At 70.9% G+C, this 15,248-nt stretch carries 16 protein-coding genes; 4 read left to right on the top strand and 12 right to left on the bottom strand.

Translation table 11 applies throughout. The features are described from left to right. The 11 genes from alaS to ACO057_RS14210 form a co-directional block, all read right to left on the bottom strand. Window positions 1-2,652, bottom strand: a complete 2,652-nt coding sequence (gene alaS, locus ACO057_RS14260; RefSeq protein ID WP_421992827.1) for an alanine--tRNA ligase — start codon at window positions 2,650-2,652, stop codon at window positions 1-3. Between the two features lie 55 nt (window positions 2,653-2,707). Further along, window positions 2,708-3,106: an AtzH-like domain-containing protein gene (locus ACO057_RS14255; protein ID WP_421992825.1), complete on the bottom strand. Its 399-nt coding sequence runs from the start codon at window positions 3,104-3,106 to the stop codon at window positions 2,708-2,710. Next, on the bottom strand, window positions 3,103-4,269 hold the full coding sequence (locus tag ACO057_RS14250; RefSeq protein WP_421992823.1) for an amidase: 1,167 nt from the start codon (window positions 4,267-4,269) through the stop codon (window positions 3,103-3,105). The genes ACO057_RS14255 and ACO057_RS14250 overlap by 4 nt, the downstream gene beginning before the upstream one ends. A 63-nt stretch (window positions 4,270-4,332) precedes the next feature. Next, window positions 4,333-5,373, bottom strand: coding sequence for a recombinase RecA (recA, locus tag ACO057_RS14245; RefSeq protein WP_421992821.1), 1,041 nt, complete (start codon window positions 5,371-5,373; stop codon window positions 4,333-4,335). Between the two features lie 151 nt (window positions 5,374-5,524). After that, window positions 5,525-6,940, bottom strand: coding sequence for an ATP-binding protein (locus ACO057_RS14240; protein WP_421992819.1), 1,416 nt, complete (start codon window positions 6,938-6,940; stop codon window positions 5,525-5,527). Further along, entirely contained in the window at window positions 6,940-7,998 is a 1,059-nt protein-coding gene (locus ACO057_RS14235) for an EscU/YscU/HrcU family type III secretion system export apparatus switch protein (RefSeq protein ID WP_421992817.1), read from the bottom strand. Before ACO057_RS14235 ends, ACO057_RS14240 begins: the two co-directional genes overlap by 1 nt. Window positions 7,999-8,001: 3 nt before the next feature. Continuing rightward, window positions 8,002-8,784: a flagellar biosynthetic protein FliR gene (locus tag ACO057_RS14230; RefSeq protein WP_421992815.1), complete on the bottom strand. Its 783-nt coding sequence runs from the start codon at window positions 8,782-8,784 to the stop codon at window positions 8,002-8,004. Beyond that, the gene (locus ACO057_RS14225) at window positions 8,784-9,086 is read right to left on the bottom strand and encodes a flagellar biosynthetic protein FliQ (RefSeq protein ID WP_421992813.1); all 303 of its coding nucleotides are present in this window, start codon (window positions 9,084-9,086) and stop codon (window positions 8,784-8,786) included. Before ACO057_RS14225 ends, ACO057_RS14230 begins: the two co-directional genes overlap by 1 nt. A 7-nt stretch (window positions 9,087-9,093) precedes the next feature. Continuing rightward, on the bottom strand, window positions 9,094-9,393 hold the full coding sequence (locus tag ACO057_RS14220) for a flagellar hook-basal body complex protein FliE (protein ID WP_421992811.1): 300 nt from the start codon (window positions 9,391-9,393) through the stop codon (window positions 9,094-9,096). Further along, complete coding sequence (gene flgC / locus ACO057_RS14215) at window positions 9,393-9,800, bottom strand: flagellar basal body rod protein FlgC (RefSeq protein WP_421992809.1); 408 nt, start codon at window positions 9,798-9,800, stop codon at window positions 9,393-9,395. The genes ACO057_RS14220 and flgC overlap by 1 nt, the downstream gene beginning before the upstream one ends. Window positions 9,801-9,816: 16 nt before the next feature. Next, complete coding sequence (locus tag ACO057_RS14210; RefSeq protein WP_421992807.1) at window positions 9,817-10,206, bottom strand: flagellar basal body rod protein FlgB; 390 nt, start codon at window positions 10,204-10,206, stop codon at window positions 9,817-9,819. An 87-nt stretch (window positions 10,207-10,293) separates the two neighbouring features. On the opposite strand from ACO057_RS14210, the gene ACO057_RS14205 reads away from it, so the two are divergent. The 3 genes from ACO057_RS14205 to fliP are packed head-to-tail and all read left to right on the top strand — an operon-like array spanning window position 10,294 to window position 11,571. Further along, entirely contained in the window at window positions 10,294-10,557 is a 264-nt protein-coding gene (locus tag ACO057_RS14205) for a hypothetical protein (protein WP_421992805.1), read from the top strand. 34 nt (window positions 10,558-10,591) lie between these two features. Beyond that, on the top strand, window positions 10,592-10,846 hold the full coding sequence (locus ACO057_RS14200; RefSeq protein WP_421992803.1) for a hypothetical protein: 255 nt from the start codon (window positions 10,592-10,594) through the stop codon (window positions 10,844-10,846). Next, window positions 10,843-11,571, top strand: coding sequence for a flagellar type III secretion system pore protein FliP (fliP, locus tag ACO057_RS14195; protein ID WP_421992801.1), 729 nt, complete (start codon window positions 10,843-10,845; stop codon window positions 11,569-11,571). The genes ACO057_RS14200 and fliP overlap by 4 nt, the downstream gene beginning before the upstream one ends. 2 nt (window positions 11,572-11,573) lie before the next feature. Here the strand turns inward: fliP and ACO057_RS14190 are convergent, their stop codons facing one another. Further along, window positions 11,574-13,772 (bottom strand): ComEC/Rec2 family competence protein, encoded by a 2,199-nt coding sequence (locus tag ACO057_RS14190; RefSeq protein WP_421992799.1) that lies wholly within the window; start codon window positions 13,770-13,772, stop codon window positions 11,574-11,576. A gap of 58 nt (window positions 13,773-13,830) precedes the next feature. Here ACO057_RS14190 and gltX point away from each other — a divergent pair, with 58 nt between their 5' ends. After that, the gene (gltX, locus tag ACO057_RS14185) at window positions 13,831-15,246 is read left to right on the top strand and encodes a glutamate--tRNA ligase (RefSeq protein WP_421992797.1); all 1,416 of its coding nucleotides are present in this window, start codon (window positions 13,831-13,833) and stop codon (window positions 15,244-15,246) included. Window positions 15,247-15,248 lie beyond the last annotated feature (2 nt).

Below are 15,248 nucleotides of genomic sequence, written 5' to 3'. Positions count from 1 at the left end.
TCAACCGGCGGTTGCGAGCGCGATCCGGATGGCCGCGAGCGCCTCGGCGGACTTGTCGCCGTCGGGGCCGCCGGCCTGGGCCATCTCGGGCCGCCCGCCGCCGCCCTTGCCGCCGACCGCCGCCGCGCCCGCGCGCACCAGCGCCACGGCATCGGCGCGGCCCTTGGCCACCTCGCCCACGCCGACCACGATGCTCGCCTTGCCCTCGGCCGAGGAGACCAGCCCGACCACATCGGCCGAGCCCTCCTTCAGGATGGCCTCGGCGATGCCCTTGAGCTCCTTGCCCGGCATGTCACCGAGATCGCGCAGCGCCAGGCGCAGACCGGCGATGGTCTCGATCTCGGCCGCCGCGCCGCCGGTGGCGAGCTTCTTGCGGGTCTCGGAGAGGTCGCGCTCCAGCTTGCGGCGCTCCTCGATGAGGATGGCGATGCGGGCCGGCAGGTCGGCCGCGGCCACCTTCATCACGGCGGCGGCCTCGCGCAGCAGGCGGCTCTCGGCCTCCATCGCGGCATAGGCCGTCTCGCCCGTCACCGCCTCGATGCGGCGGACGCCGGCGCTGACCGCGCCCTCGCCCACGAGGCGGAACATGCCGATATCGCCCGTGCGCTTCACATGCGTGCCGCCGCAGAGCTCGATCGAGTAGTTGCCCTTCCGGTCGGTCGCGGCCGGGTCATGCCCCATGGCGACGACGCGGACCTCCTCGCCGTACTTCTCGCCGAAGAGCGCCATGGCGCCCTCGGCCACGGCCGCGTCGGGCGTCATGAGGCGGGTGGTGACCTCGGCGTTCTCGCGGATGCGCGCATTCACCTCGGCCTCGACCCAGGCCAGGTCCTCGGCGGCGATGGGGGTGGGCTGGCTGACGTCGAAGCGCAGCCGGTCGGGCGCGACGAGCGAGCCCTTCTGCGCGACATGCGTCCCCAGCCGGCGGCGCAGCGCCTCGTGCAGCAGATGGGTCGCGGAGTGGTGCGAGCGGATGGCCGAGCGGCGCGCATGATCCACCTCGGTCACCACGGCCTGGCCGACCTCGATGTCGCCGCTCTCGACCTTGCCGAGATGGACGAAGAGGTCGCCGAGCTTCTTCTGCGTGTCGCGGATGCGGATGACGGCATTGCCCGCGCGGATCACGCCCGCATCGCCCTGCTGGCCGCCGCTCTCGGCGTAGAAGGGCGTCTGGTTGAGCAGGATCGCGACGTCGCGTCCGGCGGCCACGCTGTTCACCGAGGCGCCGTCGGCCACGATGGCCGCGATGGTGCCCTCAGCGGATTCGGTCGAATAGCCGAGGAACTCGCTCGCCCCGAGCTTCTCCTTGAGGTCGAACCAGAGCGTCTCGGTCGCCGCCTCGCCGGTGCCGGCCCAGGCGGCGCGGGCGCGCTTCTTCTGCTCGGCCATGGCGACGTCGAAGCCGGCCACGTCCACGGCGCGGCCCTCGGCGCGCAGCGCGTCCTGCGTCAGGTCGAGCGGGAAGCCGAAGGTGTCGTAGAGGCGGAAGGCGACGTCACCGGGCAGCGGCTCCTTGTCGCCGAGCTTGGCCTTCTCGGCCTCCAGCAGGCCCAGGCCGCGATCCAGCAGCGTGCGGAAGCGGTTCTCCTCGAGCTTGAAGGTCTCGGTGATGAGGGCCGCGGCGCGCGAAAGCTCCGGATAGGCCGCGGCCATCTGCCGCTCCAGCACCGGGAAGAGGCGGTGCAGCAAGGGCTCCTTGGTGCCCATCATATGGGCGTGGCGCATGGCGCGGCGGAGGATGCGGCGCAGCACGTAGCCGCGTCCCTCATTGGAGGGCAGCACGCCGTCGGCCAGCAGGAAGGAGCCGGCGCGCAGGTGGTCGGCCACCACGCGGTGCGAGGCGCGGAAGGGGCCGTCGGGCTCCTGGCCCGTCAGATGGGCGGATTCCAGGATGATCGCGCGGAAGGTGTCGGTGTCGTAGTTGTCGTGCTTGCCCTGGAGGATGGCGGCGAAGCGCTCCAGGCCCATGCCCGTGTCGATCGAGGGGCGGGGCAGCGGGTTGCGCGTGCCGGCAGGCTCCTCGAGGTACTGCATGAAGACGAGATTCCAGATCTCGATGAAGCGGTCGCCGTCCTCATCGGGGCTGCCGGGGGGGCCGCCGGGAATCTTGTCGCCGTGGTCGTAGAAAATTTCCGAGCAGGGGCCGCAGGGGCCGGTATCGCCCATGCGCCAGAAGTTGTCGGCGGTCGCGATGCGGATGATTTTGCTGTCCGGCAGGCCGGCGATCTTGCGCCAGAGCGCGGCGGCGTCCTCGTCCTCGGAATAGACGGTGACCAGGAGCTTGTCCTTGGCCAGACCGAAATCCTTGGTCAGCAGCTCCCAGGCATGCGTGATCGCCTGCTCCTTGAAGTAATCCCCGAAGGAGAAATTCCCGAGCATCTCGAAGAAGGTGTGATGCCGCGCCGTGTAGCCGACATTGTCCAGGTCGTTGTGCTTGCCGCCGGCGCGCACGCACTTCTGGGCCGTGGTCGCGGTCGAATAGTCGCGACGCTCGGCGCCGGTGAAGACGTTCTTGAACTGCACCATGCCCGAATTGGCGAACATCAGCGTCGGATCGTTACGGGGAACGAGCGGGCTGCTCTCCACGATCCGGTGCCCATTGCGCGCGAAATAGCCCTGGAAAGTGGCGCGGATGTCGTTGCTGCTGCTCATCGGGGGGTGCTCTGAAAAACCTGAAGGCTGGAATTACCCTGGCCGGGGATGCCCCTCAATAGGCGGGGCTGGTCTCGGTCACGGAGACATGGGCGGAGACGACCTTCCAGCCGAGATCCGGGAAGCGGACCCAGGTCTGCGTCTGCCGCGCCGGGGCGTCGCCACGGCCGCGCATCTTGAAGATCAGATTCACGGTGGCGAGGTCGCGGCCGAGGGTCAGGATCTCCAGCCGCAGCCGCTCCAGCTTGATGCCGGGGCCGGGCGGGCGGCGGACGCGATGGGCGTGAATCTCGTCGAAGCCATAACCGTTCTCGTGGATGGCGAGGCGGATGGTGTGGGGCGAGTTCCAGAAGGTGTCGTCCAGGACCGCGACGTCCTTGTCGATCAGCGCCTGCTCGTAGCGCTCCAGTTTCTGTCGGATTTCCTCGACAACCTCGGGGATGTTGGGGGTCATGCGAGCTTCTCCATGGCGAGTGCGGTGCGGACGAGCAGCGTGTCGGCGCCGCGCGCGGAAAGGAGGGACAGGCCCACCGGCCGTCCCTCGACGGTGGCGCCGGGCAGGTTCACCTGCGGATGGCCCGCCAGCCCGCCCTGGGCGCAGAGGCAGAGGATCTGGTCGCGCAACGGCGTCAGCGCGCCCAGTGGCAGGCCGGTCTTCGGCGCCGGGAAGGGCGTGGTCGGCATGGCGAGGATGGTGCCAGGCGTGAGCAGGTGGCGCAGCCGCCCGCGCACCTCGCGCCGCATGAGCTCGGCCCAGCCGCGCTCGGCCTCGCTCGATAGGGCGCCGAGGACCAGGCCCTTGGCCACGGAGAAGGCGAAGCGCGGATTGTCGCGCTCGACCCATTCGCGGAAGGTCTCCCAGGCCTCGACGGGCTGGAGGACGCGCTGGGCGCGGCCCCAGACGGAAAGGCCGGGCGGCGCCATCACCACCTCCTCGACGGCGGGAATGAGTTTCTTCAGCCGGGCGAGCATGGGCTGCAGGGCCTCGGCCACGGCCGGTTCCGCGAAGCCGAAGGCGTCGGTCGCGATGAGGAGCCTGGTCGGCCGGCCCTCGCCGATGGCCTCGGAGAGCAGGACCTCGGACACGCGGGCGAAGGTCTCGCCGTCGCGCGCGAACCAGCCCGTGGTGTCCGAACTGGGCGCCTGGGGCAGCATGCCGGTGAGGTCGAGCCGACCATGGGTGGGGCGGATGCCGTAGAGCCCGCAGAAGCTGGAAGGCACGCGGACGGAGCCGCCGGTATCCGTGCCCAGCGCCGTGTCGCAAAGGCCCTGCGCCACCGCGCTCGCCGAGCCGGAGGAGGAACCGCCGGGCACATGGCCCGGCGCGGCGGGATTGAGCGGCGTGCCCTCGAAGGCGTTCTCGCCCAGGATGCCGAGGGACACCTCGTCGGTGATGGTCTTGCCGATCAGCGCAGCACCGGCGTCCAGCAGCGCCTGGACCGCCCAGGCATGGCGCGCGGGCAGCGGATTCTGCCGCGCCCAGTCGGGATTTCCGCCCCCCGTCGGATGGCCGGCGACATCGAAGAGGTCCTTCGCCGCGAAGGTCAGGCCCGCAAGGGGACCGCCCGCGCGTCCCTCGATCCGGACCGAGGTTCCAGGGACAAAAGGCGAGGACATACCAAGGCGCTCCGACCGGTCAGGCGGTCAGCTTGACCGGGACGCGGCGCCCTGGCGAGGGGGTCAGGCCTCGTCTTCGCCGTCCGCATTGGCTTCCGGCGCGGCCAGCATGGTATTGGCCACTGCCGCGCCCTGGCCGCGGATGCGCTTCTCGATGCTGTCCGCCATGGCCGGGTTGTCGCGCAGGTACTGCTTCGCGTTCTCACGCCCCTGCCCCACGCGCTGGCCGTCACAGCTGAACCAGGCGCCGGACTTCTCCACCACCCCGGCCTTCACGCCGAGATCGATGAGCTCGCCGACCTTGGAGATGCCCTCGCCATACATGATGTCGAACTCGACCTGCTTGAACGGCGGCGCCATCTTGTTCTTCACCACCTTCACGCGGGTCTGGTTGCCGACCACCTCGTCACGCTCCTTGATCGCGCCGATGCGGCGAATCTCGAGCCGGACGGAGGAGTAGAACTTCAGCGCGTTGCCGCCCGTCGTCGTCTCGGGATTGCCGAACATCACGCCGATCTTCAGGCGGATCTGGTTCAGGAAGATGAGCAGGCAGTTCGAACGGCTCACCGTGCCGGTCAGCTTGCGCAGCGCCTGGGACATGAGGCGCGCATGCAGGCCGACATGGGTGTCGCCCATCTCGCCCTCGAGCTCCGCCTTGGGGACGAGCGCGGCCACGCTGTCCACCACCAGCACGTCGATGGCGCCCGAGCGCACCAGGGTGTCGGCGATCTCCAGCGCCTGCTCGCCGCCATCGGGCTGGCTGATCAGCAGGTTCTCGACATCCACGCCGAGCTTGCGGGCATAGCCGGGGTCCAGCGCATGCTCGGCATCGATGAAGGCGCAGGTGCCGCCGTTCTTCTGCGCCTCGGCGATGGCGTGCAGGGCCAGCGTCGTCTTGCCCGAGGATTCGGGACCGTAGATCTCCATGATGCGGCCCTTGGGCAGGCCGCCGATGCCCAGGGCGATATCAAGACCCAGCGACCCGCTGGAGATGACCTCGACCCCCTCAAGGGCGCTCTTGGAGCCCATGCGCATGATCGAGCCCTTGCCGAAGGCCCGCTCGATCTGGCTCAGCGCGGCGTCGAGCGCCTTTCCCTTTTCCATCCTGGAAATCCCCTCAAGGCCACAACCAAAAGGCAGCGAATCGCCGCCGACACACGCTGATAGGCTAGGCCCGGAGCTCACCGGTAGCCGAAACCGAAGCAGCGCCTCTGTTCTGTTTATGTTCTTTTCTCGGGCATGCTGCAAGGCCCATTCAGCCCCTCCCCAGAGCTTTTTTCACCGCCGCCAGAAGCGAATCGGGCGTGTAGGGCTTGGCGAGGAAATGCATCCCCTCCCCCGCCGGATCCAACTGGACGGTCGAGACGGAATAGCCCGAGAGCAACAGGATCGGCAGGCCGGGAAAGCGTTCGCGCAGCGCGCGCGCCAAGGCCAGCCCATCCATGCCCGGCATGGCGACGTCCGTGGCGACCAGGCTGGGGGCGAGCCCCGCCGCGATCCGGTCGATCGCCTCCTCCGCATCGCCCGCCACCTCGACGTCGAAGCCGGCCTGCTGCAGCCCGAACCGCGCCACGCGAAGAAGCGTCGGCTCGTCCTCGACCAGGAGCACCGGCCCCTCGATGCGGCCGGCCGCCACAGATGGGGGCGCCTCGGCCTCCACGGGCCCGTCGTGGCGGGGCAGCAGGATGCGAAAGGTCGTGCCCGCGCCGGGCCGGCTTTCCACCTCCATCTGCCCGCCGAACTGCCCGACGATGCCCTGGACCGTGGCGAGGCCGAGCCCGGTCCCGCCCTGTTCGAGCCTGGTGGTGAAGAAGGGCTCGAAGATGCGCGCCCGCACCTCCGGCGTCATGCCCGGCCCGTCATCCGCGACCTCGACGACGGCATACCGGCCGGGCGCCAGCGCCTCGCCGGCGAGCACCAGCCGCCGCCCCGTCGAGAGCCGCAGGCGGCCCTTCCCCTCCATGGCGTCGCGCGCATTCACCACGAGGTTCAGCAGCACCTGGTCCCATTGCGAGGGATCGACGCGGATGTGCCGCGACGGCTCCTCCAGTTCCAGATCGACGGCGATTCCCGATCCGAGCAGGCGTGGAAACAGGACGGCGATCTGCCGGAGGGTTTCGTTCAGAGCGACGGTGCGCGGCGCCATCACCTGCTGGCGCGCGAAGGCGAGCAATTGCCGCACCAGCGCTTCCCCGCGCCGCGCCGCATCCTCGATCGCGCCGAGTTCCTCACAGGCCTGCGGCTGCGGGGCGATGTGTCGCAAGGCGGCGGAAGCGCCGATCACCACGCCGAGGAGATTGTTGAAGTCATGCGCGATGCCGCCGGCCAGCCGGCCCAGTAGCTCCAGGCGCCCCGCCCCGCCGCCGGCCGCGGCTTCCAGCAGCAGCACCGCACCCGCACCCCGCAGCGGCAGGACGCGCAGAACGCCCTGGTTCTCCAGGACAACCGCCACCGGTGTCGAATCGCGCAGGGCCGTCTCGATGGCGACGGCGGCGGCCGGAAACACGCGGCCCGCCTCGTCGCCGACCCGGATGAGCAGACCGCCCTCCATTCCCTGCCGAAGCGCGCGATTCATCGCCACGATCCGCCCGACCGCATCGACCAGAAGAGCCGGCCTGGGCAGCAGCTCGACCACCGCCTCGACGCCGGCCAGGAAGCCCGCCTGAGCCATCAGGCCCGCCCCCGCAGACGCATCACATAGGCGATGATCTTCGCGACCGCCTCCCAATGCTCGGTCGGAATCTCGGCCTCCACTTCCAGGCGATACAGGGCACGCGCCAGTGGCGGATCGGGCACGATCGGCACTCCCGCCTCCCGGGCCGCCTCGCGGATCCGCGCCGCCATCGCATCGACCCCCTTGGCCACCAGCCTGGGCGCCGCAGCCTGTCCGGCTTCGTAGGACAAGGCGATAGCGTAATGCGTCGGATTGGTGATGACCACGGTGGCCCTGGGTACCGCGGCGAGCATGCGCCGCCGCCCCATCGTCTCGCGGAGCTGGCGCATGCGGCCCTTGATCTGCGGGTCGCCCTCGCTCTCCTTCGTCTCCTCCTTCAGGTCGTGGCGCGACATGCGCAGACGCTCGCGATGGCGATGGCGCACCAGGAGCACGTCGAGCCCGGCGAGCAGGCCGAAGGCCGCCAGCGTCGTCAGAACGAGGCGCGTCACGCCCCGCCCGGCGGCAGCGAAGATTTCCGAAGGCGGCGTCTCCAGCATCGCGGAGAGGCCGGGCAGGTCCGCCGCGACGAACCACAGGGCCGCGGCGACGGCGCCGATCTTCAGCACCGTCCGCAGGAATTCCAGCAGGGCGTCGCCACCGATGATCCGCTTCAGCCCCGTCGCCGGCGAGAGCTTGGACAGATTTGGTGCGAGCTGCTGCGCCGAGATCGCGCCGCGCGTCTGGGCCAGCGTCGCGATGGCAGCGCCGACGATCGCCGCGGCCGCGACCGGCCAAGCGAGGGTCAGGAACAATACGAGCCATTCGGCGGCGGCGCGCGCCGTTTCCATGTCGTGGGCGCGCGAGAAGGTTCCGCGCATCGAGGCGGCCATGACGCGGATCTGGCCCGGAATGAGCAGCGCCGCGCCCAACGCCGAAGCCATCAGCGTGACGAAGCCCACCGCCTCGCGCGACAGGGCAACCTGGCCGGATTCCCAGGCCTTCTGCAGCCGCTTGGGGGATGGGGCTTCCGTGCGCTCCTCGCCCTCTTCGCCGTCGCCCTCCTCCTCGGCCATGCCTCAGTCCGCACCCGGCAGGAGACGGAACCCGCTCGCCATGCCCCGCGCCCAGAGGTCGAGCATGTTCGGCAGCAGCAACAACAGCAGCGTCAGCCCACCCAGAATCTGCGCCGGTGCCGCCAGGACGAAGACCTGCGCATGCGAGGCGAGGCGCGCGATGAGGCCGAGCGCGGCATTGAAGAAGATCGCCGCCAGAAGAAAGGGCGCCGCGAGCTGCATCGCCAGCATCAGGCTGTCGGAGGCCTTGCGGGCCACGGCCTCGGCCACCGCCCCGCCGGGCCAGGCGCCACCCGGCGGCAGAACGCCATAGCTGTCGGCCAAAGCGCGCAACGGGACCTCGTAGAGCCCGGTCGCGAGCATAAGCGCGGCGGTGGCGAGGGAGAGCATGCGCGCGAGCGCCGTCGCGCTGCTGCCGAGCACGAGGTCGCCCTGAAGCGGCGAGGCCAGGCCCACCATCAGCGACACCACCTGCCCCGCCAGCGCCAGCGCCAGGGTCAGGATCCGCGCCAGCAGCCCGATCCAGGCACCGGTCAGCACCTCGCCGGCGACGAGGGCCAGCAGGCCCGACACCTCCGGGGGGAGTTCCGGGAGGCTGGGCGAAAGGGCCGGCAACAGCGCGAAGACCAATCCCACGGCCAGGGCCATGCGCAGCATCGGCGGGATCTCCGCCTCGCCAATGCCAGGCAGCAGCATGACGGCCGCGCCCATGCGACAGAGGATCAGCGCGGCGTGAAAGGCCAGGCCCGGCAAGGCCGCCAGCAGCGCGGCATCCGCCGCCGCCATCACGGCATTCCGCCGACCGCGACGACCTGGTCGAAAAGCCGCCCCGCCCAGGCCTGGAGCACACCCGCCATCGAGGGCCCGGTCAGCAGGAGGAGCCCGCCGATCGCGGCGACCTTGGGCAGGAAGGCGAGCGTCACCTCCTGGATCTGCGTCAGCGCCTGCATCAGCGAGACGACGAGGCCGATGGCCAGCACGACGACCAGCGCCGGCCCCGCCAGTTGCAGGCACACCCAGAGCGCCTCGCGCATCGCCATCGCGACGGGTTGTTCCACCATGCCATCCGCCTCCTGCGGCAGCGCCACCGATCGGTCAGATCGGCATGCGCATCACATCCTGATAGGCCGTCACCACGCGGTCCCGCACGGCGGTCGCCGTCTGCAGCGCGAGCTCCGCGCGCGAGACGGCGAGCACCACATCCGTCACGCTGCCCTGGCCGGTCAGCGCGTGGGTCGAGGCTGCGTCGGCGCTGCGGCCGATATCGATCGCCCCCTGCACGGCCCGCTGCAGCGTCTCGCCGAAGCCCGCGCCCTGCGAAATCGCCTCGCCCGCGCCCTGCACCGCGCGATAGGCCGCGGCCGCGCCGGCGGCGCCAAGCGCCGGAAGAGCCATCAGCGCAGCGTCTCGATCGCGCGCAAAAGCATGCCGCGCGTGGTCTCGAGCACCGCGAGATTGGCGGCGTAGCTGCGGTTCGCCTCGCGCATGTCCATGTTCTCGACCATGCTGTCGACATTGGGGGTCCGCACATAGCCGCGCGCATCGGCCGCGGGATGTCCAGGCTCGAAGCGTTCGGGAAAATCGCGCGCATCGCGCCCGACCCGCGCGACGCGCACGGTTTCCGCGCCCAGCGCCCGGTCCATCCGGCTCGCGAAGGTCACGGTCTTGCGGCGATAGGGCTCCGCGCCGGGCAACTGGCCGGTGCTGTCGCGATTGGCGATGTTTTCCGCCACCACGCGCAGGCGCGTGGATTGCGCGGCCATGCCGGCGGCGGAGATCGAAAGCGCGCGATCGAGATCCATGGGCGGTTTCCTTGCTTCAGTTGCGGCCGAGGGCCGAGCGGAACAGGCCGAGATATTTCCGGTGCAGCCCCATCGCGAGCGCATGCGCCTGGTCCGTCTCGGCGATGCGCACCGCTTCGTCATCCAGCGAGACGGCATTGCCGTTGCGGCTGCGCTCCGCCACGGCGCGATCCTGAACCGCAAGGGCCGCGCTGGCCTGGAGCGCGATGTGGCGCGCATTCGTCGTCGCCATCGGGGCTGCCGTGCCGCGGCGCTGCAGGACCTCCTGGAAGGGGACGGCATCGCTCGGGCGGAAGCCGGGCGTGTCGGCATTGGCGACGTTGCGCGCCAGGATGCGCTGCCGTGTATCCAGCCAGGCGAGCCGGTTTTCGGCGAGGGCGATGGGGCCATTGCGGGTCAGGTCCATGGACCCCGTAGACACCGGCGCAGGTTAAGAATGCGTGAAGCACCGCGTTGAGGATTCGTTAAGACTTCGCCCCTCAATGTTCCGACTATGTTCGAGAACCAACCGCATTCAACCTTCGAGGTCGCCGCCACGCTGGCGGCCGTCGAGAGTCTGCATGGCACGCTCTCCATGGCGCGCGCTCTGGTCGTTTCAGGCCGCGATATCGACCTCGCGGGGCTCGATCGCGAAGCCGCGCGGCTTTGCGCGGCGGTCGCCTGCCTGCCGGAGGATTCCGGCCAGGTCCTGCTCGCTTCCCTCCACGCGCTGACGCGTGAAATCGACCTGCTGACGGTGGTCATGCCCCACCCCTGAAAGCCCACCCCCAGCGCCGGCAGGAGGCCGCGCCATGTCCTTCCTCGACCCATCCTCGCTGACCCAGATGGTCGCCGCGCTCGGCGTCGTGCTGCTGCTGATCTGGGGCGCCTCGCGCCTGGCCCGCCGCCATCCATCGGCGAGGACGGGCGGCCGGCTCGGCGTCAGCTCCGTCTGCGCCGTGGATCCACGCCGCCGGCTCGTCCTCATCGCCTGCGACGGACGCGAGGGCCTGCTGCTCACCGGCCCGGCGGGCGATCAATTCCTCGGCTGGCTGCCCGGCGCATGAGGGTCGCGCTTCTCCTCCCGGCCTTCCTGCTGCTGGCGGGGCACGCGGCCGCGCAGTCCGTCTCGATCGATCTCGGCGCCGCCGGCCAGGCGGGCGCCACGTCGCGCCTCGTACAGCTGACGGCGCTGATCGGGCTGCTCTCGCTGGCGCCCTCCCTGCTCATCATGACGACGGCCTTCACGCGCATCGTGATCGTGCTGGCTTTGCTGCGCTCGGCCATCGGCGCGCAGGGCGTGCCGCCCAATCCCGTGCTGATCGGACTCGCGCTGTTCCTCTCGCTCTTCGTGATGCAGCCGGTGCTGGAGGAGGCCTGGAGGCTGGGTGTCGTGCCCATGAACGAGGGCCGCCTCGGCGACCTGGACGGGCTCGTCGCGATCGCCGAGCCGTTCCGGAAATTCATGGCGGCCAATGTGCGCGAGGCCGACCTCAATCTCTTCCTCGACCTCGCGCGCTTGCCGGCGAGCACGCCCGAGCAGGCCCCGTTCCGCGGCCTGATGCCGGCCTTCCTCGTCACCGAGCTGAAGCGCGCCTTCGAGATCGGCTTCCTGCTGTTCCTGCCGTTCCTGGTGATCGACATGGTGGTGGCCTCGATCCTCATGTCGCTGGGCATGATGATGCTGCCGCCCTCGATCGTGGCCCTGCCCTTCAAGCTGATCTTCTTCGTGCTGGTGGATGGCTGGGCACTGCTCTCCTCGAGCCTCGTGCAGGGCTTCGCCTTGCCATGAGGTCACTCCATCTCGGCCGGCGGCTCCTCCGTGCGCGAGCGCGGCAAGGGACGAGGCGGCACCCAGGGGCGATCGCCGCGCCAGGCGCGATCCGAGACGACGCGCGCGCCGGACCGATCGAGCCAGACGGCATGCGCACCGTCACGCCAGACGGCGAAGCGGTCCACCACGGCGCTGCCCGCGCAGCCGCCACGCAGCGGTTCGGGCGAGACGATCACAGACGCGCGCCCGCAGGCCGGATGGGGACCGCGTTCGAAGGGCGCGCGCTGCCCGCGCGGCGGCACGGGCGGGCGGAGCAGGATCAGGCCCGGCGCGCCATCCAGCCCGGCCATCGCGCAGGCGTCCGCCGAGCAATGGATGCGCCCGCTCGCCACGTCGCCCTCGGTCGGGAGCGGCGTGGCCTGTGCTTCGCCGAAGCCGCGCAGCCAGGCGTCGCCAATGAAGCGCGAGGCGCCCGCCCGGCGCTCCAGGAAGGCCCGCCCTTCCACCTGCAGCGCGAAGAGCCGTCCGTCCGCCGAGGCCATGGCGTCGGGCAGCCGCGTGAAGGGCCAGAGGGCAAGGGCTCCGCCGATCGCCACGAGGCCGAGCCAGCGCCAGTGCCTCCGCCACAGGCAGAGCCAGCACAGGCCGAGGCTCAGGACCGCCAGGCCCATGGCCGGCAGCGGCGCCGTGGAGACCGCCGCGCCGGGCCAGGAGGCAACCGCGCGCGCCACGGCCAGGATGCCCTCGATTCCCCAGCCCATCACGCGGAGCGGCCAGTCCTCCAGGCCCAGCGGCAGCAGGACCAGCGCGGCCATCCCCGCGGGCATGACCAGCAGCGAGGTCAGGGGCACGGCGAGAGCATTGGCGACGACGCCATAGAGCTGCAGACGCCCGAAGTGATGCAGCCCGAAGGGCGTCGTGGCGGCCCCCGCGATCACGGAGGTCGCGATGCTGCCGGCCAGCAGCAGCATCGGCCGCCACCACCAGGGCCGTGGCGATCCGCGCCGGGCGAGCCAGGGCCGCGCCGCCTCGTAGCCCGCGATCAGCGCCATGACCGCGGCGAAGCTCATCTGGAAGGAAGGTCCGAGCAGCGCCGCGGGCTGCAGGGCCAGGACGCCCAGCGCGGCGAAGGCCAGCACGCGCGGGCTCAGTGCGCGGCGTCCCGCCAGCAGGGCCAGCGTCACCAGCAGGGCCATGAGGAAGCTGCGCTGCATCGGCACCTGGCTGCCGGTGAGCAGCATGAAGAAGAACCCCATGCCCAGCGCGGCGATGGCCGCGACGGGCCGCGTGCCCCAGCGCAAGGCAAAGCCGGGCCAGAGGGCGAGGAGGGCGCGCACCACGGCGAAGGCCAGCCCCATCACGATCGCGATGTGCAGGCCGGAGACCGAGAGCAGATGCGCCAGGCCGGAATCGCGCATCGCCTGCATCTCGGCCGCCGGGATCGCGCTCTGGCCTCCCGTCAGCAGGGCCGCGCCCACCGCGCCGACGGCGCCCGGCAGCAATTCCGCCACCCTGGCCTCGACGCGGGACCGCAGGCCCGACAAGGGCGGCGCCGCACCGCCGCGCGCCAGCACCTCCAGCGGGCCGAGCGCGAAGCCCGAGCCGCCGAGGACCTCGAAATAGGCGGCGCGCTGGAAGTCCCAGGCGCCGGGATAGGCGGGGGGCGAGGGCGGGCGGACCAGGGCGCGCAGGGTGACACGGTCGCCAGGCGCGGGCCGGGCGCGATCGTCGGCGCGAAGCCGGACGCGGATCAGGCGGCCGGCCGGCGCGGCGTCGGGGGTCCAGCGCGCCTCGGTGAGCGCGATGCGCAGCCCCCCGGGCAGCAGGTCCGTCTCGGCCACGGTGCCCGTCAGCATGATCGCGCCGCGCGGCAGATCGAGCGGCGGGGCGGCGCGCGAGGCATGCCAGGAGGCAAGGGCGAAGCCCAGCCCGGCCATGCCGAGCAGGGCCAGGCCCCAGGCCCTCAGCGGGGCGCGGGTTCGCACCCACAGCGCCAGGGCGAAGGGGGCGAGCGCGAGGGGCCGCCATTCGGCCGGCGGCTCGAAACGCAGCTGAAAATAAAGGAGAATCCCCACCGCCATCGCAACCGGTATCCACAGCGCGAGCCGTCCATGCTCGGCGGCGAGGAGGCCTGCGAGCGGTCCGGATGCCGAAGAGCCGACCGCATGCGCCGGGGCGACGGTACGGAACCACATCCAGGGCTGCGCGGTTGGCTGCATTTGCAGTCAGACGTGCCGCACCCCTCAACCGCGGGCAAGCTTCGTGTTAGGGTGAACCATGACCGTCCGCACCCGCTTCGCCCCCTCGCCCACCGGCTTCCTCCATATCGGCGGCGCCCGCACGGCGCTGTTCAACGCGCTCTTCGCCCGCCGGCATGGCGGCGCGTATCTCCTGCGCATCGAGGACACCGACAAGGCCCGGAGCACCCAGGCGGCGGTCGACCAGATCCTGGAAAGCCTCGCCTGGCTCGGCCTCAGCCCCGATGAGGAGCCGGTCTTCCAGTCCTCGCGCGAGGCCCGTCATGCGGAGGTCGCGCGCGAGCTGCTGGCCCAGGGCAAGGCCTATCGCGCCTATGAGACGCCCGAGGAGCTCGCCGCCATGCGCGAGCGCGCCATGGCCGAGAAGCGCCCGCCCCGCTACGAGGGCGTCTGGCGCGACCGGGAGCCCGGCCCCGAGCAGGAGGGCAAGCCCTTCGCCATCCGCCTGCGCGCCCCGCGCGAGGGCGAGACGGTCATCAACGACGAGGTTCAGGGCACCGTCCGCGTCGCCAATACCGAGCTGGACGACATGATCATCCTGCGCTCGGACGGCACGCCGACCTATCTGCATGCGGTGGTGGTGGACGACCATGACATGGCGATCACCCACGTCATCCGTGGCGACGACCACCTCACCAACACCTTCCGCCAGTGCATGGTCTTCGACGCGATGGGCTGGACCCGCCCGCGCTTCGGCCACATCCCGCTGATCCATGGCGCGGACGGGGCCAAGCTGTCCAAGCGCCACGGCGCCGTCTCGGTGCTGGACCTGCGCGATCAGGGCATGCTGCCCGAGGCGGTGTGCAACTATCTGCTGCGGCTCGGCTGGGGCCATGGCGACGAGGAGATCATCTCGCGCGAGCGCGCCGAGAAGATCTTCGACATCTCCGATGTGGGCCGTGCCGCCTCGCGCATGGACTACAAGAAGCTCGGCCATGTGAACGGCGTCTATCTGCGCCAGGCCTCGCCGGATTCGCTGCTGCCCGAGGTGCTGCGCCGCCTCACCGCCAATGGCGAGGGCTTCGGGGCGGACAAGATCGCCAAGCTGAAGCTTCTCCTGCCCGCATTGCAGGAGCGGGCGAAGAGCCTTGTCGATCTCGCCGAGAGCGCCGCCTTCGTGGTCGCCGAGGGCGCGCCGGAGATGGACGAGAAGACGGCCGCGATGCTGACGCCCGAGGCCAAGGGGCGCCTGTCGGATCTCGCGCAGTTCCTCTCGGGCGCGCCCTGGGAGCGGGCCGATCTGGAGCAATGGCTGCGCGATTATGCCGATGTGAAGGAAGTGAAGCTGAAGGACATCGCGCAGCCGCTGCGCTTGGCCCTGACCGGCAGCACGATGAGCCCGCCGATCGACCTCACGCTCTTCGCCCTGGGCCGGGACGAGGCGCTGGCGCGAATCCTGACGGCCGCCGGGGAAGAATTGCCCCCGCCGGTCTGACT

This window comes from Roseococcus sp. (assembly GCF_965227005.1).
GTDB lineage: Bacteria > Pseudomonadota > Alphaproteobacteria > Acetobacterales > Acetobacteraceae > Roseococcus.
This window is presented reverse-complemented; position numbering and strand designations above follow the sequence as displayed.